Below are 20,622 nucleotides of genomic sequence, written 5' to 3'. Positions count from 1 at the left end.
GATCGATTTTCCTGCATTCTTTTAACCGGGCAATAAAGACTGGAAACAGATTACCACAGTTCACTTTCGCAAACTGCGACGGAAGCGGTGTTGAATCTGGCTATCCAGCCCGATGCAGTCGCCCTGTAATTCGGCACTGAGTTTCGCCATAAACTGAATCAGAAAATCGGCGTTGTGCTGCGCGAGCTCGCGCCCGACGTCGGTTTGCATTGTATCAGGCAAGCGCAGCAGCTTGGTCTGAAAATGATCGAGCGCAAACGCCCGGTCATCAAGCGGGCGCGCGTCGGCAAACGGATCGTCCGCGTTAAAAAGCGGTACGCCCAGCGCACCTGACACGGCAAACACGCGCGCCAGGCCAATCGCCCCCAGCGCCTCCAGACGATCTGCATCCTGCACAATTTTGGCCTCAATCGTGGACGGCGTCAGGCCGGCGCTAAAACTGTGCGCCTCGATGGCGTGCTCCACGGCGGCATAGCGATCGGACGGGAAGTCAGGGAAATCGCGGTGCAGAATGTCCCGCGTTTTGCGCGCAGCCAGACGCGACGACTGGCTGCGTTCAGGATGATTTTTCGGCAGGCTAACGATGTCGTGAAAATAGCAGGCGGTCAGGATCGTCAGCGGGTCGACGTGGTGATGAACCATGATTTTCTGCGCCGTCAGCCAGACGCGACGGAAGTGTGAAATATCGTGCGCGGTGTCATCGGTCGCGTGATGTTCATCAAGCCAGGATTCAAAGCGCTGCTGCCACTGTATGAGTTCCATCATCCTTTCCTGTTACGAAAATGGGCACTGAATTATAATATAGCTAAATAAAATAAATTAAAAAATAGAACCCCGAAATACTTAATAATAATTACCCGCAATACTTTCAAGCGATTAATTCATTTGAAAAATAAAGAGATTTTTGGAAATATTTTGTAATATTTTCACTGGTTTAATTACATTTATTTTTGAACCAAATTCACGAGCCATAGAATAGTATCAGACACGTAATTACGGAGGGTGATTACATATATTCATATAAATTATCTTTAAAGGGAATATATAATGAAAAGAAAAGTTCTGGCAATTCTTGTACCCGCATTATTAATGGCTGGCGCGGCAAACGCGGCTGAAATGTATAACAAAGACGGCAATAAAGTTGACCTGTACGGCAAGGTTGACGCGCGTCATACCTTCTCCGACAACGCGGGCGACGACGGCGACGAAACCTACGTGCAGATTGGTTTCAAAGGCGAAACACAGATTACCCGCGATCTGGTCGGTTACGGTCAGTGGGAATATAAAACCTACGCAAATGATACCGAAGACGCCGGGGATACCTCTTTCAACCGTCTGGCCTATGCGGGCCTGAAATATGGCGAATACGGTTCATTTGATTATGGCCGTAATTACGGCGTCGTGTATGACGTTGAAGCCTGGACCGATATGCTGCCGGTATTTGGTGGCGATTCCTACACCTGGACTGACAACTATATGGTTGGCCGTACCAACGGTGTTGCGACCTACCGTAATAATGATTTCTTCGGGCTGGTTGATGGCCTGAACTTCGCGCTGCAGTATCAGGGTGCTAACGAAGGCGCAAACGCTAACGAAGATCAGGAAGGCACCAAAAACGGTCACGACGACGTACGCTTCCAGAACGGCGACGGCTTCGGTATGTCTACCACCTATGACTTCGACTTCGGTCTGACGCTGGGTGCGGCGTATTCTTCATCTGACCGTACCAACGATCAGGTTGCTTATGGTGCGGGCAACTATAACCGCTTCAGCAAATACGCAGGCGGTGACCGTGCAGACGCATGGACCGTTGGCGCAAAATATGATGCTCAAGGCGTCTACCTGGCGATGATGTACGCGGAAACCCGCAACATGACGCCGTACGGCAGCGACGGCATCGCCAACAAAACGCAGAACTTTGAAGCCGTAGCGCAATACCAGTTTGACTTCGGTCTGCGTCCATCCCTGGCGTGGGTCTATTCCAAAGGCATCGATCTGGGCGGTAACGATTATCACCCACGCAATGGCTATGACTATGTAGACCAGGATCTGGTTAACTACATCGACCTGGGCATGACCTACAACTTCAACAAGAACTTCTCCACCTACGTTGATTATAAAATCAACCTGCTGGACGAAGATGACGCCTTCTACAATGACAACGGTATTGCAACCGATGACATTGTTGGCATCGGCATGATCTATCAGTTCTGATCCCTGAAAATACCAAAGCCCGCATTTGCGGGCTTTTTTGTTTCAAGGGACACTATTTTACGGCGCTTCCTGCAGCGCCACGCGGATAAACCCGTTATTCTGCACCAGCAGCTCATGGGCTTTCCACGCATCCAGACCGGTCAGCACCATCAACACCGCCGTTTTACAGTGGTGGTTACAGCTCTCCAGCGCGGCCTTTGCCTGCGCCCGGGTGCATCCCCCCGCTTCCATCACAATGGCGATCTGCCGTTCGGCCCATTTGGTACTGCTTGCCTCAAGATCCACGCGCAGGTTGCTGTAAACGCGCCCGGTGCGAACGGCCAGCGCGGTGGTAATCATCGAGAGGATCATTTTTTGCGCGATCCCCGCTCTGGTATTGCGATACCCGGCAACCACATCGGCCCCAAGCTCTGGGGCAATTACCATGCTTGCCAGCTGTGCTGCTTCACTTTGTGCATCACCGGTGATGACCGCAACCGGCGCTCCCAACGACCACGCATGCCGCATTGCCCCCCAGACCCACGGCGTTTTTCCGCTGACGGTCACGGCAAGCATCATATCGTGCTCACCAAATTTAATGGCCTGCAGGTCAGCCACCCCGCGCTCGTAGCTCCCTTCCCCCTCGCCAGCCGTAACGGCAATTACCGGCGTTTTACCCGGCGCATACTCATCTGCAGCCTGTTGTGCGATGCAGCCCGACGGGCCCGCGCCGACAATCACCAGACGGCCACCGCGGTTAAGCGACGCGGCGGCGTTATCCACCGCGCGGGCGATTGTCGTTAAGCAGGGGGTTATAGCAGCAGAAATGCGTGCATCTTCCTCGTGGATAACCTTCAGCATGTCCAGCGTGGACAATCTATCTATATTCATCGTGCTGGCGTGCCGTCTTTCCTTGACTGAACCGGTAAGCGTAATGCTCATAAACAGCCTCCTTATTATGAGTACCCACACACTATAAAGTGTTTTATATAGATGACCTGCGAGTGGGGTCACGAAAAGAAGAGTAAATCGACGCTTTTACATGGCTTTAAGAAAAGCCCATCATCAGCGATAATCACTCCCTTTCCTAATCATCGCGGAGTGTTGATGAGCGATTTGCAGCCTTTCCCTCTGACGCGCAAGCGCCCCATGAAACTGTACACGCTGGTCACGTTGATGGTGTCCGCGATTATCGCCTCTGTGCTGCTGGTGGTTTTTGCGCTCTATTCCGTGCAGATCACCCGGGCAACCCGCGATGATGTAAAAGATACCGCTCTGGGCATCGCCCGCACGCTGGCCGACAGCCCGGAGATCCAGCGCGGCCTGATGCAGTCGCCGCAGGCCGACATCATTCAGCCCATCGCCAAAGCCGTTACCCAACGCAACGATCTGCTGCTTACCGTGGTGACCGACATGCGGGGGATTCGCTACTCGCACCCTAACGAGGCGCTCATCGGCCTGCATTTTATCGGCAACGATCTGGAACCCGCGCTGGAAGGCAAAGAGAATGTCTCGGTTAACCGCGGCGCCCTCGCCGAGGCGCTTCGCGTTTTCACGCCGGTCTATGACAGCCAGCACGATCAGATCGGGGTCGTCGTGGTCGGGATCTCCCTCAAAAAGGTAGAAGACCAGATAGCCCGCGGGCGGCTCAACGCGCTCTGGACGATTCTGTTCAGCATCTTTATGAGTTCGATGGCGATTTGGGGTCTGGTACGGGTCCTGAAACGCATTCTTTTCGGGCTCGAACCCTATGAAATCTCCGCCCTGTTCGAACAGCGCCAAGCGATGCTGCAGTCGCTTCGCGAAGGGGTGCTGGCCGTCGACATTCACGGCCGCGTGACGATGATTAACCACGCAGCCAGAGAGATATTACTTCTTCCCTCCGGCAAGCAGACCGAAAACACCAGCGAGCCGCTGCTGGCAAGCCTGCGTGAGGTATCGAAAACCGGGGTTGCGCGTCAGGATCAGGAGATCAGCTGCAACGGACGACTGCTGCTCTGCAACATGGTGCCGGTCAAAAGCCAGAATCGGGTGATCGGGGCTATCAGCACCTTCCGCGATAAAACGGAAATCAGCCAGCTGATGCAGCGTATCGATGGCATGGTCAACTACGTCGACGCCCTGCGCAGCCACACGCACGAGTTTATGAATAAACTGCATGTGATCCTCGGCCTGCTGCACATGAAGCGTTACGACAAGCTGGAGGAGTACATCATCCAGACGGCGCATAATTACCAGACGGACATTGGCACGATCCAGAGCAAGGTAAAGTCCCCGGTCGTTGCCGGGTTCCTGCTGGGTAAAATCAACCGGGCGAAAGAGGCCGGCGTCACCCTGACGCTGGCGGATGAAAGCCTGATACCGGATACCGCCAGTGAAGAGCAGGTTGCGGTGCTGATCACCGCCCTTGGTAACTTAATCGAAAACGCGCTCGACGCGATGGCAGGACAGCAGGAAGGCGAGATTGGCCTGCTGCTGCATTATCAGAATGGCTGGCTCAGCTGCGAAGTCAGCGACGACGGCCCCGGCATTGATCCCACTCAGCTGGAGGCTATTTTTACTAAAGGGTTCTCAACAAAAGGTGAAAACCGCGGCGTTGGGCTGTTCCTTGCTCGCCAGCAGATCCAGAACCTGGGCGGCGATATCACCGTCGAGTCTGAGCCTGGCGTATTTACCCAATTTTTTGTTCACATCCCCTGGGATAGCGAGAGGAATATCGCGTGATAAATGTATTAATTGTCGATGATGACGCCATGGTAGCCGACCTCAACCGTCTGTACGTCAACCGTGTTGAAGGCTTCAGCTGCTGCGGCGTCGCCTCCACGCTCAATCAGGCCAGGGCCTTTATCAATAACCCCAGCCAGCCTGTCGATCTGGTGCTGCTGGACGTCTACATGCAGCAGGATAACGGGCTGGATCTGCTGCCCGATATTCGCGCTTCAGGCCGCCCGATTGATGTGATTATGATCTCCTCGGCCGCCGATGCCGCCACGATCCAGACCTCCATCCACTACGGCGTGGTGGATTATCTGATAAAGCCGTTCCAGTTCCCGCGCTTTGAAGAGGCGCTGAACGGCTGGAAGGCAAAGCACAGCCTGATGGGCTCGCACCAGTATTACGAGCAGGCGGACGTCGACAGGCTGATCCACGGCGGCGCGCCGGAGCTGGCGGACACTAAAAAATTGCCGAAGGGGTTAACGCCGCAAACGCTGCGCACGATTTGCCAGTGGATTGATGGCCACCCGGAGACGGAATTTTCCACCGACGATCTGGCTAACGCTGTCAATATCTCCCGCGTCTCCTGCCGTAAGTACCTGATTTGGCTTGCGCAGATCAACATTCTGTTCACCAGCATTCACTACGGCGCCACCGGGCGTCCGGTGTATCGCTACCGCTTACAGCCGGAACAGATCGGGCTGCTCAAACAGTACTGCCAATAACGCGGTAGCTCTCGTCCAGAAGGGTAAAACGGAAGTGGTGCATCGAGGAGATGACCACTTCTTTTGTTTTGGTCACAAAGATAGCTTCAATATCGGGGCGCGCGCGCAGGGCGGCACAGCCCTTTTCTACCCCCATGCCGTACATCAGCGTGGTCCAGATGTCGCCGTCAATGGAGTCTTTTGAAATAATAGTGACGCTCTCCAGCTCGTTGTCGAGCGGATACCCGGTGCGCGGATCGAGAATATGGTGATAGCGCTTGCCGTTCTGCTCGAAGTAGCGCTCGTACGTTCCCGAGGTCACCACGGAGAGGTTCTCCACCGTCATCGCACCGATCAGCGCGTCACCGGCGAACGGTTTTTTTAGCCCCACACACCAGCCCCCTTCCGGCGAGCCTAACGTCTGGATGTTTCCGCCGAGGTTGATCAGCCCCAGCTCAGCGCCCTCTTTGCGCAGGTAGTCCCGCACCCGGTCGGCGATATAGCCTTTGGCGATGGCCCCCAGATCAATCTCCATCCCCGCTCTGGTCAGAAACACGCTGGTCTGCGCCTCATCAAGGATGACCTCCTCGGGCCGGGTTATCGCCAGCAGGGACGCAATGTCATCGGCAGGCGGAACGCTGTCTCCCTGAAAGCCAATCTTCCAGCGCTTCACCAGCGGGCCGATCGCCAGGTTAAACGCGCTGTCTTTTAGCATGCTTGCCGCTTTTGCACAGCGGATCAGTTCAAACACCGGACGACTAACGGCAACCGGATGCTGGCCCGCCGCATGGTTGATGTCCATCACCTGGGAATGCGCGCGGTTAACGGTGAGGAGATCTTCGTACTGTTTGATCAGGCGGAAAACGCGGGACGCGAGGGCTTCGTCATGGGAGAAGAGCTTCAGGAGAATGGGCGAGCCCATCAGAACGGCGGAGTAGCTGTAAACGCGATGGCTATCAGGCATTGCATGTGTCCTCTGATGTAGCCCCGGCAGGCACCGCGCCGCCGGGGAGACAGGAGCCTTACGTTCTTTTTGAGCGCATCGCCGCCTGATGTCCTGCAAGGGTACCAAAAATAATGATATCCGCCACCGCGTTACCGCCGATACGGTTGCCGCCGTGGATCCCCCCGACCACTTCACCCGCCGCAAACGCCCCCGGCAGTACGTTGTGGTTGCTGTCCAGCACGCAGGTTTCGGTGTTGATGGTCACGCCGCCCATGGTGTGATGCACGCCTGGCGCAATCTGAATAGCGTAGAAAGGCCCTTCGTTGATAGGCGCACGCAGCGCGGTGGTACGACCAAAATCGTCATCGTGCTGTTTTTCAACGAAACCGTTGTAACGTTCCAGGGTCGCGAGGAAAGCGTGGTGATCCATACCGAGCGCTTCCGCCAGCGCTTTTGGCGAGCTGGCGCTGGTCACGAAGCCTTTCGCAATATACTCATCCGCGGCTTTGTTTTTGGCACGTACGTGCTCGTCAAAGACGATGTACGCGTATTTCTCCGGCAGCGCGATGATTGACGCCGAGACTTTATCGCGGGTCGACATTTCGTTGTAGAAGCGCTCCCCTTTCTGGTTGACCAGAATCGCCCCGCCTCCGCGGATGGATTCGGAAATCAGGTACGAGGTGTTCTGCTCAACGGTTGGGTGAATTTGGATTTCGCCCATATCCACGGTGCCCGCCCCGATGCGCTCCAGCAGCGCGATACCGCCGCCGGTTGCCCCTTTGTGGTTGGTGGTGACGAACCCTTCCAGATCCGGACGGTATTTGACGACCATCTGGCTGTTGGCGCTGAAGCCGCCCGTCGCCACGATCACGCTTTTCGCTGCCACGGTGACGGTTTCGTTCTCTTCAGTGGTCAGGCGAACCCCGGTCACTTCACCGTTCTCGAAGATGATGTCGCTGACGGAGGTATCCAGCATCACCTCGATGTTGCGTTTGTTGACGTTACGCACCAGGCCGCTGATCAGGTAGCCCCCCACCGCAGAGCCGTCTTTTGGACGGTGAGTACGGTCGATGCTCATCCCACCGGTGGTGGTGATGTCGTTCAGCATGATGCCGCGCGTTGCCAGCCACTCGATCGCCTGCGGCGCGTTCTCGACAAAGCGGCGCAGCAGTTCAGGGTTGTTCTTGTTGCCGCCGCCTTTCAGGCTTTCCTGGTAGAACAGCTCTTTGCTGTCCTGAATGCCCTTCACGCGCTGGAAGCGGGTTTCGGCGGCATTCATACCGGCAGAGGCTTTAATGGTGTTCCCGCCGATGGTCGGCATCTTCTCAACAATCAGCACGCTCGCGCCTTCGTCGTGAGCCTGAATCGCCGCCGCCAGACCGGCGCCACCGCTACCGACCACCACCACGTCCACGCTGCGGGTTTCGTTCGGGTCAACGCCCTCTTCCGCTGCCAGCGCTTTGCTGGATTTCAGCATCGCTTTAGAGACCGCTTTCTTCACCGCTTCACTCTGGCTGGTTGCACCGGTGATGGCATCCACGTGCGGGGTATTGGCGTCCAGAATGCGGGTACGGATCTCTTCAAAGCTGGTGACGAACTCAACGTCATCGCTCGGGCCAGAGGCCAGCTCGATGTCCGCAATGCGGTCGGTTTCCAGACTGACGTTAATCACCAGCTCGTTCGCGTCGTCCTGCACCTTCTCGGTGAACATGCCCGGTTTGAATTTCGATTCGCCCATGCTCATGTCGCGGATCATCGCTTCCACCAGCGAGAAGCGCCACAGCGGTTCAGGAATGCTCAGTTCCTCGCGTTTGGTGCTGTCCATAAACAGCTCAAGGCTTTCACCCGTCGCGATGCGGTCGGTCCAGTCCGGGTAGGCAATAGTGGCGCGGCCAACGGCAATCAGGTCGTAACCGTGATCCAGCGCTTCATTCACGTCTGACGCATTCACCACGCCGCCCACGCCCATCACCGGAACCTGCGCCAGCGTTTCAGAACGCATCGCGCAATATTTTTCGATCAGCGGCGTCGGGTCCTGGGTGTCGACAATGGACGGACGCAGGGTCGCACCGACGGAGAAGTGCAGGTAGTCCACGCCGCGCGCCGCCAGTTTTTCCAGCAGGTACATGGTGTCTTCAAAGCGGATGCCCGGCACTTCCAGCTCTTCAGGGGAGAAGCGGTAGCCAATAATAAACGCGTCGTCCGCGTACTGGCGCACCATTTTGTGGGTGATGTCCAGCACCGCCAGCGGGAACTTCGCGCGGTTGTCGCGGCTGCCGCCCCACTCGTCGTCGCGCTGGTTAGAGTTTGGAGAGTAGAACTGCTGAATCAGGTAGGTGTTCGCCCCGTGGATTTCCACACCGTCAAAACCGGCCTGGATGGCGCGGCGCACGGCTTCACCAAACTTGCCGATCATGCCTTCCACTTCTTCGGCGGTCAGGGCAACCGGCGTTGCGGCACCGTCACGCGGCGCGGCCACGGCGCTTGGGCCAACCGGGGTACGGCCACCGATCAGTTTCGGATCAACCATGCGGCCACCGTGGTAGATCTGCAGCAGGGCCTTAGATCCTTTGGATTTAATGGCCTCGGCGATTTTCGCCAGCCCGGCGATTTTCTCGTCGTTATCAATACCAATTGCGCCCGGGAAGGCGAGGCCGAGATCGTCGACGAAGCAGCACTCTACGATGATGGTGCCAATGCTGCCGGAACGGGCCCGATAGTACTCCACCAGCTCGCTGGTGACGGTGCCGTCATAATAGCCGGTACAGGTGGTCATAGGGGCCATTAACAAACGGTTTTTCAGTTCAGTGCCATTCGGTAATGTGAAGGGGCTAAGAATGCGTTCGTTAGTGCTCATAATAGAAACTCCAAACTTTTAAAAATTGAAAATTCGTTATCGGATTGATTTTTTATTTCGTCGTTCTTTGCCGATGTCATGATATTAATATAATGATTTTTTTAGTTTCTAAAGTTATTACGTTAGTTAAAAAACTATTTAATCCCTGTAATAACACTAATAATACATTGGTGTTAGCGATTGTCATTCAGGCATTCACAATATTTTAAAATACGTTAAATAAAAAATGGTAAAACCATTACACCAAAAACCAAAAACACCTTTTAAAATCAACTAAATAGCAATTATTAAAAATTCAAATTGTTACAGAAATGATAAAATAAACCCGCAAAAAAGATAATAACCACATACGCCAGAGTGGTTATTAATAAAAGCATAAAAATAACGCTGCAATTCTGTTTTTTTGATCTCGATCAATAGTCATGGCATTTAAAAGCGCAATATAAAAACATCATCATTTTTTAATTTAACGCACACAAAAAAGCGTTAAATCGCTATTACTGAAAATACAAAAACGCACCTTTAATAACTAAAAAAAGCAAAGAAACTTAAGAAAGCAATTTTGACTTTTCAGTGCGACCGAATTTTTGACAACTTAAGACGTGAAACTATGAATACAAAAACTGCTGTAACGCCCCCTGTGGCGAACCAGGCATCAAATGGAAACGCAAAACGTCTGCTGATGATGGCACTGCCCGTCATCGTCGCCGTACTGCTGCTGTTTGTTCCGGTACCGGAAGGACTGCCTCCTTACGCGTGGCACTACTTCGCCATCTTCGTCGGCGTGATCGTCGGTCTTATCTTCGAACCCCTGCCGGGCGCGGTGATCGGTCTGACCGGCGTGGTCGCCATTGCCCTGTGCAGCCAGTGGGTGCTGTTCAGCCCTGAACAGCTGGCTGACCCGAAATTCAAGCTGGCGGGCGCCTCCTTTAAGTGGGCAGTGAGCGGGTTTGGTAACTCCACCGTCTGGCTGATTTTCGGTGCCTTTATGTTTGCCGCGGGCTACGACAAAACCCGCTTCGGCCGCCGTCTGGCGCTGATTCTGGTGAAGTATCTTGGCCGTCGCAGCCTGACGCTCGGTTACGCGATTACGTTTGCGGACCTGCTGCTGGCACCGTTCACTCCGTCCAATACCGCGCGCAGCGGTGGGACCATCTACCCGATCATCGCTAACCTGCCGCCGCTGTACGGTTCAAAACCCAACGACCCAAGCGCGCGTAAGATTGGTTCGTACCTGATGTGGGTGGCGATCACCGCGGCCTGTATCACCAGCTCAATGTTCCTCTCTGCCCTTGCGCCGAACCTGCTGGCCCTTGCGCTGGTGAAAAGTACGGTTGGGATCGACATCTCCTGGGGGACCTGGTTCCTCGCCTTCCTGCCGCTGGGCATCCTGCTGATCCTGACCATGCCGCTGCTGGCCTACTGGTTCTACCCGCCAGAAGTGAAGGTGAACAACGAAGTGCCGCTGTGGGCGACCCGAGAGCTGGAAAAACTGGGCAAACTGTCCCGCAATGAGATCCTTCTGCTGGTGTTCGTATGCTGCGCGCTGCTGATGTGGATCTTCGCCGCCGCGTGGATTGAACCCGCGATGGCGGCCCTGCTCATCGTCGGCCTGATGCTGTGGACCGGCGTGCTGGAGTGGAACGATATCACCGGCAACAAAGCGGCGTGGAACACCTTCGTCTGGTTCGCCACCCTGGTGGCGCTGGCGGATGGCCTCTCCTCTACCGGCTTTATCAGCTGGTTAGGTAAAGAAGGCGGCCTGCTGATGAGCGGTATCTCTCCGGGCGTGGCGACCATCGTCCTGCTGCTGGCGTTCTACCTGCTGCACTACCTGTTTGCCAGCACCACCGCGCACACCACGGCGCTGCTGCCAGCGATGCTGACCATCGCCTCCACCATTCCGGGCATGAATATGGAAGTGTTCGTTCTGCTGATGGTGACCTCGCTGGGCGTGATGGGGATTATCACCCCGTACGGCACTGGCCCAAGCCCGATTTACTACGGTAGCGGCTACCTGCCAACCAAAGACTACTGGCGCCTCGGCACCATCTTCGGTGCCATCTTCCTTGCGGCCCTGCTGCTGATTGGCTACCCGTGGATGTCCATGATGTTCTGATTCCTGACCGCCGGACTTCTCCTCCGGCGGTTTTATTTTTGTGGAGCAATACGCTATGTCAAACAAACCGTTTATCTACCAGAACCCCTTCCCTCTTGCGCATGACGACACCGAATACTACCTGCTGACCAACGAGCACGTCTCCGTTGCCGAGTTCGAAGGCCAGGAAATCCTGAAAGTGGAGCCGGAAGCGCTGACCCTGCTGGCGCAGCAGGCCTTCCACGACGCCGCATTTATGCTGCGTCCTTCCCACCAGAAGCAGGTTGCCGCCATCCTCAACGACCCGGAAGCCAGCCAGAACGACAAGTACGTGGCCCTGCAGTTCCTGCGCAACTCGGAAATTGCGGCGAAAGGCGTGCTGCCAACCTGCCAGGATACCGGCACGGCAATCATTATGGGTAAGAAAGGCCAGCGCGTCTGGACCGGCGGCGGTGACGAAGCGGCCCTGAGCCAGGGCGTGTATAACACCTATATTGAAGACAACCTGCGCTACTCGCAGAATGCGGCGCTGGATATGTATAAAGAGGTGAATACCGGCACTAACCTGCCCGCACAGATTGACCTCTACAGCGTCGACGGTGACGAGTATAAATTCCTGTGCATGGCGAAGGGCGGCGGCTCTGCCAACAAAACCTATCTCTACCAGGAAACCAAAGCGCTGATTACCCCGGCGAAGCTGAAAAACTACCTGGTTGAGAAGATGCGTACCCTGGGGACCGCAGCCTGCCCGCCGTACCATATCGCGTTTGTTATCGGCGGCACCTCAGCGGAAGCCACGCTGAAAACCGTGAAGCTCGCCTCCACCCGCTACTACGACGCGCTGCCAACCGAAGGCAACGAGCACGGCCAGGCGTTCCGCGACGTTCAGCTCGAACAGGAACTGCTCCAGGAAGCACAGAACCTCGGCCTCGGCGCGCAGTTCGGCGGGAAATACTTCGCCCACGATATCCGCGTGATCCGCCTGCCACGCCACGGTGCCTCCTGCCCAATCGGCATGGGGGTCTCCTGCTCCGCTGACCGCAACATCAAGGCGAAGATCAACCGCGACGGGATCTGGATTGAGAAGCTTGAGCACAACCCGGGTCAGTATATTCCTGAATCCCTGCGTCAGCAGGGCGAAGGCGATGTGGTGAGCATCAACCTGAACAAGCCGATGAACGAGATCCTGGCGCAGCTTTCCGCGCACCCGGTCTCTACCCGCCTGTCGCTGAACGGCACCATTATCGTGGCGCGCGACATTGCCCACGCGAAGCTTAAAGAGCTGCTGGATAACGGCGAAGCGCTGCCGCAGTACGTCAAAGATCATCCGATTTACTACGCGGGCCCGGCCAAAACGCCGGAAGGCTACGCGTCTGGCTCCCTCGGCCCAACCACCGCAGGGCGCATGGATTCGTATGTGGACTTACTGCAGTCCCACGGTTCGAGCATGATCATGCTGGCCAAAGGCAACCGCAGCCAGCAGGTGACGGACGCCTGCCATAAGCACGGCGGCTTCTACCTGGGCAGCATTGGCGGCCCGGCGGCGGTGCTGGCGCAAAACAGCATCAAGAGCCTGGAGTGTGTGGCCTATCCTGAGCTGGGTATGGAAGCGATCTGGAAAATTGAGGTGGAGAACTTCCCGGCGTTTATTCTGGTGGATGATAAAGGCAACGACTTCTTCCAGCAGATTCAGAACAAGCAGTGCAAAGGCTGTTCACAGCGCTGAGTGCTTCCATACGTCCGGCAGGAGCGACAGCGTTTCAGCGATCGTGCTGCGCTTGTCGCTCCCCGGCTTCCAGATGGTGACCATCGTCTGACCAATCCCCTGGCTGCCCACTTCGGTGTGCAGCCTTTTTACGTTTTGCCACTGACCGGCATGAAAATGCGTCGGTAAGAATCCCCAGCCGCAGCCGCGCTCCAGCAGACCGCGCAGCATCTCCGGTTCGTTGGTAAAGAGAGTATGCCCGGAGATCTGCAGGCGGCGCGCCACCGGCTCGTCCGAGGCGGGGTGCATGACGACCTGGGGCACCAGGGAGAGATCGAGCAGCGACAGTGGGGAAGCACTGTCCGCAAACAGCCCGCGGGCGGCATAAAAATCCATATCAATGGCGCCGAGGGCGCGCCACTCCATATCATTGCCCACGCTGCGGTTGCGCGCCTGGCAGATGGCCAGATCCGCGTCGTTGTTCGCCAGCAGCCGTTCCGATTCATCCCGAGAGGTGCAGATAAGGCTCAGCCGGATGTTTCGCGCGGCCATTTCAGCAATCACCCCGAGCAGAAAGGCTCTGGGCGTAAAAGGATCGTAGGCCAGCGTCAGGTCCTGCGTGGCACGGTGCGGCACCTCTCTGGCAAACGCCTCAAAGGCTTTTACCTGCCGCATCAGCAGGTGCGCCTGGCGCTGAAGCTGTTCCCCTTCGGGCGTGAGCCGCAGGGTGCGGCCGTCGCGAATAAACAGAGCGTAGCCCAAGCCATCCTCAAGAAAATCAATCAGATCGCGAAGCGTCGTGCGGTCCTTCTTCAGCGCCACCGCGGCTTTACTTAGGCCCCCGTTCTCGGCCACGGCGGTAAATGCCTCGAGCTGTGCAAAAGAGTAAATCAGTCCCGCCACGCTACGCTCCTTCTGTTTTATAGGGGGATTTTCCCCCACTACGCGTTTTTTATTATAGCCCCCGGGTTTTTAAACTGAAGCCGTTCTTAACCTGAAAGAGACGGATATGAAAAACAGAAAAGTAAACCATGCCCTGCTGGCGGGACTTGTCTTCAGCACCCTGCTCTCCCCTGCGGCAGTGGCCGCCTGCAAAGGCACCGACCTTAGCGCCTGCCCTGCCCCCTTTGACGCCGCGCTGCCGGACACCCATAAGATGCTCACCTGGAGTCAGGCCGACCGCGTGGTGGGCTTTCGCAATGACTACCGCAACTACGCCGGGGATGTTTTCCGCCACGGTAGCGCCGTGGCGCTGGAAATGTCGGATAAGCCGCTCACTGACGCCTGGTATCAGGTCAACGGCAGGCGCTACGGCCTTCAGGAGTACCTTAAACGCCAGAACGTCAGCGGCATGCTGGTGCTGAAGGACGGCAAAATCGCCTGGAAGTACCTTGAAGAGGGCAATACCGACTCCACGCTCTGGACCTCGCGCTCGGTTGGGAAATCGGTTGTATCGGCGCTGGTGGGCGTGGCCCTCAAAGAGGGAAAAATTCACTCGCTCGACGACCTGGTCACGCGGTATGAACCCGACCTGAAAGGCACCGCGTGGGACGGCGTGACGCTTAAGCAGCTTATCACCCATACCTCCGGCGTGGCGTGGAACGAGGATTACACCAACCCTAAATCCGACTTCGCGCAGCTCACCGAGTGCGAGGCGAAGCCGGGTACCTATGACTGCGTGCGCAAGCTGGTGAAGGGGTTACGCAGGGCGCACCCGGCCGGAGAGAGCTGGTCTTACTCTTCGGGCGGCGCCTGGCTGCTGGGTGACGTGCTGGAGCGGGCCACCGGCATGACGCTGGCGGCCTATCTGGAGAAAAGCATCTGGCAGCCTTACGGCATGGCGAGCGACGGCGTGTGGCATGCCTACAGCAAAGGCCAGCATAACGTTGGCGCGCACGGCTTTAACGCCACACTGGAGGACTGGGGGCGCTTCGGGCAATTTATCCTGAGCAACGGTACGCTGCCGAACGGTAAGACCATTCTGCCGGAAAACTGGATCCGGCAGTCGTCAGACTGGACGAAGGCCAAAGGCTCCGTCTCAGACGCCCATCCCGAGGGGCTGTACGGCTATCAGTGGTGGAACAACGAAGTGCCCGCCAACGCCACGGGCGTAGAGCCGACGGCCCAGGATTCGCTGAAAGGTTCACTCTGGGCGCTGGGCATTTTCGGGCAGATGATTATGGTGAACCCGAAGGAAAATCTGGTCATCGTCCAGTGGTCTACCTGGCCGCAGGCGGAACCGTCCTTCAGCGCCCAGCCGCTGGAAGCCTCTCTGATGTTTAGCGCGATTGCCAGGGCGCTGCGCTAAATGGCCTCCGCCGGGTAACGACGCGGTTACCCGGCTCATTCTAAAACGCGCCTCTGCGCTACATCACAAAATCGCAATATCAGAGACTTACAGAATATTGGTGAATAAAAAGCCAATATTTTGTTAAGTTATTGTTGCCATTAAATGTATTTATTCGCCGGATTACATTCATGCAAGAAATGCATCAGTCGATGCGGCATTTGCGCTTATCGAATTCCTCATCCTGATCCAGTTTTCAGAAACAGACGCGTAAAACGTCAACAATAAACTGGAGATAACCATGTTTTCCTCAACCTCACCTGCAACCGTACGCTCTAAGGCGGGCGCGATACTTCGCGTGACGTCCGGCAACTTTCTTGAGCAATTCGATTTCTTTCTTTTCGGCTTCTACGCCACCTACATCGCCCACACGTTCTTCCCGGCGAGCAGTGAATTTGCGTCGCTGATGATGACCTTCGCGGTCTTCGGCGCGGGCTTTTTGATGCGTCCAGTCGGGGCCATTGTGCTGGGGGCTTATATTGACAAGGTCGGTCGCCGCAAAGGGCTGATCGTGACGCTTTCCATCATGGCGGCAGGCACCTTCCTGATCGTGCTGATCCCGTCCTATCAAAGCATCGGGCTTTGGGCACCGTTGCTGGTACTGACGGGCCGTCTGCTGCAGGGCTTTTCCGCCGGCGCGGAGCTTGGAGGCGTCTCGGTCTATCTCGCTGAAATCGCCACGCCGGGCCGCAAAGGGTTCTATACCAGCTGGCAGTCCGGCAGTCAGCAGGTTGCCATTATGGTCGCCGCGGCGATGGGTTTTGCCCTGAACGCGCTGATGGAAGAGAGCGCCATTCGTGAATGGGGCTGGCGCATCCCGTTCCTGTTCGGCTGTTTAATCGTGCCGTTTATCTTTTTCCTGCGCCGCAAGCTGGAGGAGACGGAAGAGTTCAGCGCGCGCCGCCATCATCTGGAGATGCGTCAGGTCTTTAAAACGCTGCTTGGCAACTGGCAGGTGGTGGTCGCGGGCATGCTGATGGTGGCGATGACCACCACCGCGTTCTACCTGATCACCGTCTACGCGCCAACCTTCGGCAAAAAAGTGCTGATGCTGAGTGCCTCGGACAGCCTGCTGGTCACGCTGCTGGTAGCGATCTCTAACTTCATCTGGTTGCCGGTGGGCGGCGCGCTGTCGGACCGCTTCGGGCGTAAACCGGTGCTGATTGCCATGACCCTGCTGGCGCTGGCCACCAGCTACCCGGCCCTGACGCTGCTGGCTGACGCGCCAAGCTTCTCCATGATGCTGAGCGTCCTGCTGTGGCTCTCCTTCCTGTACGGGCTGTATAACGGGGCGATGATCCCGGCGCTGACGGAAATTATGCCCGCTGAAGTCCGCGTGGCAGGGTTCTCTCTGGCTTACAGCCTCGCAACGGCGATCTTCGGCGGCTTTACCCCGGTGATGTCCACCGCGCTGATTGAATACACCGCTGACAAAGCCTCGCCGGGCTACTGGATGAGCTTCGCCGCGGTGTGTGCCCTGCTGGCAACCCTCTACCTTTACCGTCGTCGCGCGGTTTCGGTGCAAAACACCGTTAAGTCGCAGGAGGCCGCATGACTCGCACTTCTCGTTATACCGTTACCGCGCTGATGCTGACGTTCCTGAGCGCCAATGCCTGCGCTCAGGAGGTGAAAGTGATGATTTCAGGCGGTTTCAAAGCCGCCCTTGAAAAGCTGGCACCGGAATATGAACGCCAGACCGGCGATACCATCGTGATTATTCCCGGTCCGTCAATGGGCGCTACGCCGCAGGCGATCCCAAACCGGCTCGCGCGCGGCGAGAAAGCCGACGTGGTGATTATGGTGGGCGATGCGCTGGCGAAGCTCGAAAAAACCAGCCAGACCCAGCCGGGTTCGCGAACGGAACTTGCGGACTCTCCCGTCGGAATGGTGGTGAAAAAAGGGGCGGATGTCCCAGATATCAGCAGCGAGGCGACGCTACGTAACGCGCTGCTTCAGGCCAGCTCCATCGCCTACTCAGACAGCGCCAGCGGCAGGTATGTCAGCCAGACGTTGTTCAAGAAACTAGGGATTGAAAAGGAGGCGGCGGCTAAAGCAACGATGGTCGAACGCATTCCGGTTGCTTCGGAAGTGGCAAAAGGGAAATACGCCGTGGGCTTCCAGCAGGTGAGCGAGCTGCTGCCGGTTCAGGGCGTCACCTTTATTGGTAAAATCCCGGATAATCTGCAGTACATCACGCGCTTCGCGGGTGCGGTCACCCGTCACGCTGAACATCCTGACGAGGGGAAAGCGCTGCTAACCTATCTCGCCTCACCGCCCTCACGCGCCGTCATCGAGAAGACGGGGATGATCCCCGTTACGTCCGGCGATACCGCTCGGTGATCTCTTTTTCCAGTTCAGCCGCGATATAAGACTGGATGCGCCCCCGGCGCCGGATAAGCCCCACGGTACGTTTAACTTCCGGCGCCACCAGCGGCAGATGCGTCAGCGGCGTGTACTCTGACGTCGGCATCGACATGGCGGGAACGGCGGCAATGCCGATCCCCGCCTCTACCATACCGAGCATCGTGGTGACGTGGCGCGTTTCGCAGACGCTGGGGCGCTCGGGAATGATATCCCCCAGCATCCGATCCAGCAGGTTGCGGTTCCCCGACGTTTTATCAAGGGAGATATAGTCCTGCTGGTAAAACGCCTGCCAGGTCAGGTGGCTCTTCTGCGCCAGCGGGTGGTCCTTTCTGCACGCCACAACGTAGACATCCTCTACCAGCGGGAAAAATTCAATTTCAGACGGCAAGTTTCCCGCAAAGCAGATGCCAAAATCCGCCTGGCTTCGGGCCACGGCGTCAATCACATTCCCCGCGCTGCTGTCGATGAGCTTAATGCGAACGCGCGGAAAGCGGGACTGAAAGCGACGGATCACATCAGGCATAAAATAACAGGCGGCGGAAGGTACCGCGGCGACCGTAATCAGCCCCGTCCGCTCTTCACTGGCCTTATCGACATCCGCCAGCATTGATTCTACGTTGTCGAGCAGCTGTGCTGAGCGTTCAGCAAAGTTTTGCCCGTATAACGTCAGGGCGACGCGGCGGGTGGTTCGGTCAAACAGCCTGGTTCCCAGCGCGGCTTCCAGCTTTTCGATCCTGCGGCTTAGCGCCGACTGGGATATGCAGATTGATTCAGCGGCGACACGGAAGTTACCGTATTCCACTAACGCCCTGAAGGCATAGAGATCGTTAAGGTCGAAATTCACGGGCATAGCGTCTGGATGTCCTGTCAGGGAAAGCAACAAAGTCAAAAATAATAGCGTCTTATTGACCTTCCGCAACCGGCGCGGTGTTGAAATAGGTCAGAGGTCGTTGAGATTGAGGCGAATGCGCCCGGCCTGGTCAGCAATCGCCTGCCGTTCCTCTTCCTTCATATCCGAAAGCTGTTTATAGACAATGCCCAGGCGGGGATTGTTACCGAGGCGCATCCGGTTGCGCGCAAAGAAATCCCAGTAGAGGGCATTGAACGGGCACGCCAGCTCTCCGGTGCGCTGGTTGTGCTGATACCGACAACCCTGACAGTAATTACTCATCTTATGAATGTAGGATGCGCTTGAGACATAGGGCTTACTGGCCAGTAACCCGCCATCGCCAAACTGGCTCATGCCGAGAGTATTGGGCAGCTCCACCCATTCAAACGCATCAATATAGACCCCCAGATACCACTCATGAACCGCCTGCGGCGACAGGCCGCTGAGCAGACTAAAGTTCCCGATCACCATCAGGCGCTGGATATGGTGGGCGTAAGCCTCGGTAAGCGATTGCCCAACGGCATGCGCCAGGCAGCGCATCTGCGTTTTGCCCGTCCAGAACCAGTGCGGCAGCGGGGCGTGCTGCTCCAGGGCATTCAGCTCGCGATAGCCCGGCATTTGCGACCAGTAGATCCCGCGCACGTACTCCCGCCAGCCGAGAATTTGTCGGATAAACCCTTCAACGGCAGGCAGCGGCGCGTGGCCAGAACGCCATGCCTGCTGGGCGGCGGCCACCACTTCCCGGGGATTAAGCATTTTGGTATTCAGCGCAAAAGAAATTAACGAATGAAAAAGAAAAGGTTCCTCCGCGTGCATCGCATCCTGCCAGTTTCCAAACTGCGGGAGCACGTGAGAAATAAACGCATCCAGACTGGCTTTGGCTTCCGAACGGTTGAGCGGCCAGCGAAAATTGTCGGCCTGCGGTTCGCCGAAGGTCTTTATGCCGCAGCGTTGGATCTCTGCCCACAAGGCTGAATGATCGTGGCGGGGGCGCGAGTCACCCGGTGCGGGCGGCTCGCCCGACCAGCGCCTGCGGTTTTCAGCATCATAATTCCATTTCCCCCCTTCCGGCTCGCCTTCAGAGGTCAAGAGAATCCCGTGCCGACGGCGCATTTCTCGATAAAAGTATTCCATTCGCCAGCTTTTACGCGACGCAAAAAACGCGATTACCGCGTCCCGGGGGGTCAAAAAATGCTCGCTGCTGACGCAGGCTGTTTCAACGGACGCTGTTTTCGCCCACGCTTGCAGCTGCGCATCAAGACGCCATTCGTCGGGCTCCTGCCACAATACCCTGTCGGCGCTGTAATGCGTAACAAGCGCGTTGAGATTGTCTTCCAGCGCGCCGCGGTTTGAACCGTCAGAGAGCCGGACATACCTCACCCGATGCCCCTTCTCTTTCAACGCTGAGGCAAACGCCCGCATGGCGGCGAAGATAGCGATAATTTTCTGGGCATGATGCAGCACGTATGCGGTTTCCGCCCGCAGCTCCAGCATCACGTAAATGACGTTTGGGTTGCGGGTATCAAACCAGCTGTGATGCGGATTAAGCTGATCGCCCAGGATCAGACGCAGCTCGGTCAACGATGGCTCCTGCGGCAACGCTCGGAACAGTATTTGACCTCATCCCAGCATTTCGCCCATTTTTTGCGCCACGTCATGGGCCGCTGGCAGTGCACACACAGCCGACTGGGCAGGTCCTGCTTGTTGCCTTTGAAATCGCTCATCTTTTCAATACCGTACTGATTTATTCACCCCACCTGCGGATAAAGGCTACGACAGACGTCACAAAATGAAGGTGATGCCT

16 protein-coding genes are annotated in these 20,622 nt (G+C 56.7%); 8 read left to right on the top strand and 8 right to left on the bottom strand.

Features of this window, described 5'->3' with window-relative positions; all coding sequences use genetic code 11:
- Positions 1 to 60: 60 nt before the first annotated feature.
- Positions 61 to 762, bottom strand: a complete 702-nt coding sequence (locus IM303_RS05455) for a phosphohydrolase (protein WP_049136356.1) — start codon at positions 760 to 762, stop codon at positions 61 to 63.
- A 285-nt stretch (positions 763 to 1,047) separates the two neighbouring features.
- Here IM303_RS05455 and ompC point away from each other — a divergent pair, with 285 nt between their 5' ends.
- The gene (ompC, locus tag IM303_RS05450) at positions 1,048 to 2,214 is read left to right on the top strand and encodes a porin OmpC (RefSeq protein WP_047367847.1); all 1,167 of its coding nucleotides are present in this window, start codon (positions 1,048 to 1,050) and stop codon (positions 2,212 to 2,214) included.
- Between the two features lie 57 nt (positions 2,215 to 2,271).
- Here the strand turns inward: ompC and IM303_RS05445 are convergent, their stop codons facing one another.
- Positions 2,272 to 3,135 carry an N-acetylmuramic acid 6-phosphate etherase gene (locus tag IM303_RS05445; RefSeq protein ID WP_192971742.1) on the bottom strand — a complete coding sequence of 288 codons (864 nt, stop codon included), beginning with the start codon at positions 3,133 to 3,135 and terminating at the stop codon, positions 2,272 to 2,274.
- Positions 3,136 to 3,300: 165 nt separating this feature from the next.
- Here IM303_RS05445 and IM303_RS05440 point away from each other — a divergent pair, with 165 nt between their 5' ends.
- Both IM303_RS05440 and dcuR read left to right on the top strand, forming a co-directional pair.
- Entirely contained in the window at positions 3,301 to 4,917 is a 1,617-nt protein-coding gene (locus IM303_RS05440; protein WP_069733051.1) for a sensor histidine kinase, read from the top strand.
- Entirely contained in the window at positions 4,914 to 5,633 is a 720-nt protein-coding gene (gene dcuR, locus IM303_RS05435) for a two-component system response regulator DcuR (protein ID WP_028013719.1), read from the top strand. The genes IM303_RS05440 and dcuR overlap by 4 nt, the downstream gene beginning before the upstream one ends.
- Here dcuR and IM303_RS05430 read toward each other — a convergent pair.
- Positions 5,614 to 6,576: an FAD:protein FMN transferase gene (locus IM303_RS05430; protein WP_193359689.1), complete on the bottom strand. Its 963-nt coding sequence runs from the start codon at positions 6,574 to 6,576 to the stop codon at positions 5,614 to 5,616. The two genes, dcuR and IM303_RS05430, sit on opposite strands and share 20 nt — an antisense overlap.
- 58 nt (positions 6,577 to 6,634) lie before the next feature.
- On the bottom strand, positions 6,635 to 9,415 hold the full coding sequence (locus IM303_RS05425; protein WP_192971740.1) for a flavocytochrome c: 2,781 nt from the start codon (positions 9,413 to 9,415) through the stop codon (positions 6,635 to 6,637).
- 610 nt (positions 9,416 to 10,025) lie between these two features.
- Here IM303_RS05425 and IM303_RS05420 point away from each other — a divergent pair.
- Both IM303_RS05420 and fumA read left to right on the top strand, forming a co-directional pair.
- Entirely contained in the window at positions 10,026 to 11,534 is a 1,509-nt protein-coding gene (locus tag IM303_RS05420; protein ID WP_023325580.1) for an anion permease, read from the top strand.
- Positions 11,535 to 11,589: 55 nt separating this feature from the next.
- On the top strand, positions 11,590 to 13,239 hold the full coding sequence (fumA, locus tag IM303_RS05415) for a class I fumarate hydratase FumA (RefSeq protein ID WP_193359688.1): 1,650 nt from the start codon (positions 11,590 to 11,592) through the stop codon (positions 13,237 to 13,239).
- Here fumA and IM303_RS05410 read toward each other — a convergent pair.
- A complete protein-coding gene (locus IM303_RS05410) occupies positions 13,228 to 14,121 on the bottom strand; it encodes a LysR family transcriptional regulator (RefSeq protein ID WP_049000095.1) in 894 nt (297 codons plus the stop codon). The genes fumA and IM303_RS05410 overlap by 12 nt on opposite strands.
- Positions 14,122 to 14,227: 106 nt before the next feature.
- Between IM303_RS05410 and IM303_RS05405 the strand changes: the two genes are divergently transcribed.
- The 3 genes from IM303_RS05405 (at position 14,228) to IM303_RS05395 (ending at position 17,905) form a co-directional block, all read left to right on the top strand.
- Positions 14,228 to 15,526: a serine hydrolase gene (locus IM303_RS05405; protein WP_193359687.1), complete on the top strand. Its 1,299-nt coding sequence runs from the start codon at positions 14,228 to 14,230 to the stop codon at positions 15,524 to 15,526.
- 280 nt (positions 15,527 to 15,806) lie between these two features.
- Positions 15,807 to 17,120 carry an MFS transporter gene (locus IM303_RS05400; protein ID WP_049000093.1) on the top strand — a complete coding sequence of 438 codons (1,314 nt, stop codon included), beginning with the start codon at positions 15,807 to 15,809 and terminating at the stop codon, positions 17,118 to 17,120.
- Positions 17,117 to 17,905, top strand: coding sequence for a substrate-binding domain-containing protein (locus IM303_RS05395; RefSeq protein ID WP_049000091.1), 789 nt, complete (start codon positions 17,117 to 17,119; stop codon positions 17,903 to 17,905). Before IM303_RS05400 ends, IM303_RS05395 begins: the two co-directional genes overlap by 4 nt.
- Here IM303_RS05395 and IM303_RS05390 read toward each other — a convergent pair.
- The 3 genes from IM303_RS05390 to IM303_RS05380 form a co-directional block, all read right to left on the bottom strand.
- Positions 17,880 to 18,779 (bottom strand): LysR family transcriptional regulator, encoded by a 900-nt coding sequence (locus tag IM303_RS05390; protein ID WP_028013727.1) that lies wholly within the window; start codon positions 18,777 to 18,779, stop codon positions 17,880 to 17,882. The two genes, IM303_RS05395 and IM303_RS05390, sit on opposite strands and share 26 nt — an antisense overlap.
- Before the next feature lie 90 nt (positions 18,780 to 18,869).
- Entirely contained in the window at positions 18,870 to 20,399 is a 1,530-nt protein-coding gene (locus IM303_RS05385) for a cryptochrome/photolyase family protein (protein WP_053087963.1), read from the bottom strand.
- Entirely contained in the window at positions 20,396 to 20,542 is a 147-nt protein-coding gene (locus tag IM303_RS05380) for a DUF2256 domain-containing protein (protein WP_072001212.1), read from the bottom strand. The genes IM303_RS05385 and IM303_RS05380 overlap by 4 nt, the downstream gene beginning before the upstream one ends.
- Between the last annotated feature and the right edge of the window lie 80 nt (positions 20,543 to 20,622).

Source organism: Enterobacter cloacae complex sp. P38RS (assembly GCF_014930775.1).
GTDB classification, from domain to species: domain Bacteria; phylum Pseudomonadota; class Gammaproteobacteria; order Enterobacterales; family Enterobacteriaceae; genus Enterobacter; species Enterobacter bugandensis.
This window is presented reverse-complemented; position numbering and strand designations above follow the sequence as displayed.

Bases quoted from the DNA above. Each gene is read 5' to 3' on its own strand.
- IM303_RS05405 (WP_193359687.1), top strand. From the start codon at position 14,228: ATGAAAAACAGAAAAGTAAACCATGCCCTGCTGGCGGGACTTGTCTTC.
- IM303_RS05445 (WP_192971742.1), bottom strand. From the start codon at position 3,135: ATGAGCATTACGCTTACCGGTTCAGTCAAGGAAAGACGGCACGCCAGC.
- IM303_RS05420 (WP_023325580.1), top strand. From the start codon at position 10,026: ATGAATACAAAAACTGCTGTAACGCCCCCTGTGGCGAACCAGGCATCA.
- IM303_RS05390 (WP_028013727.1), bottom strand. From the start codon at position 18,779: ATGCCCGTGAATTTCGACCTTAACGATCTCTATGCCTTCAGGGCGTTA.
- IM303_RS05395 (WP_049000091.1), top strand. From the start codon at position 17,117: ATGACTCGCACTTCTCGTTATACCGTTACCGCGCTGATGCTGACGTTC.
- ompC (WP_047367847.1), top strand. From the start codon at position 1,048: ATGAAAAGAAAAGTTCTGGCAATTCTTGTACCCGCATTATTAATGGCT.
- IM303_RS05425 (WP_192971740.1), bottom strand. From the start codon at position 9,415: ATGAGCACTAACGAACGCATTCTTAGCCCCTTCACATTACCGAATGGC.
- fumA (WP_193359688.1), top strand. From the start codon at position 11,590: ATGTCAAACAAACCGTTTATCTACCAGAACCCCTTCCCTCTTGCGCAT.
- IM303_RS05400 (WP_049000093.1), top strand. From the start codon at position 15,807: ATGTTTTCCTCAACCTCACCTGCAACCGTACGCTCTAAGGCGGGCGCG.
- IM303_RS05430 (WP_193359689.1), bottom strand. From the start codon at position 6,576: ATGCCTGATAGCCATCGCGTTTACAGCTACTCCGCCGTTCTGATGGGC.
- IM303_RS05455 (WP_049136356.1), bottom strand. From the start codon at position 762: ATGGAACTCATACAGTGGCAGCAGCGCTTTGAATCCTGGCTTGATGAA.
- IM303_RS05380 (WP_072001212.1), bottom strand. From the start codon at position 20,542: ATGAGCGATTTCAAAGGCAACAAGCAGGACCTGCCCAGTCGGCTGTGT.
- IM303_RS05440 (WP_069733051.1), top strand. From the start codon at position 3,301: ATGAGCGATTTGCAGCCTTTCCCTCTGACGCGCAAGCGCCCCATGAAA.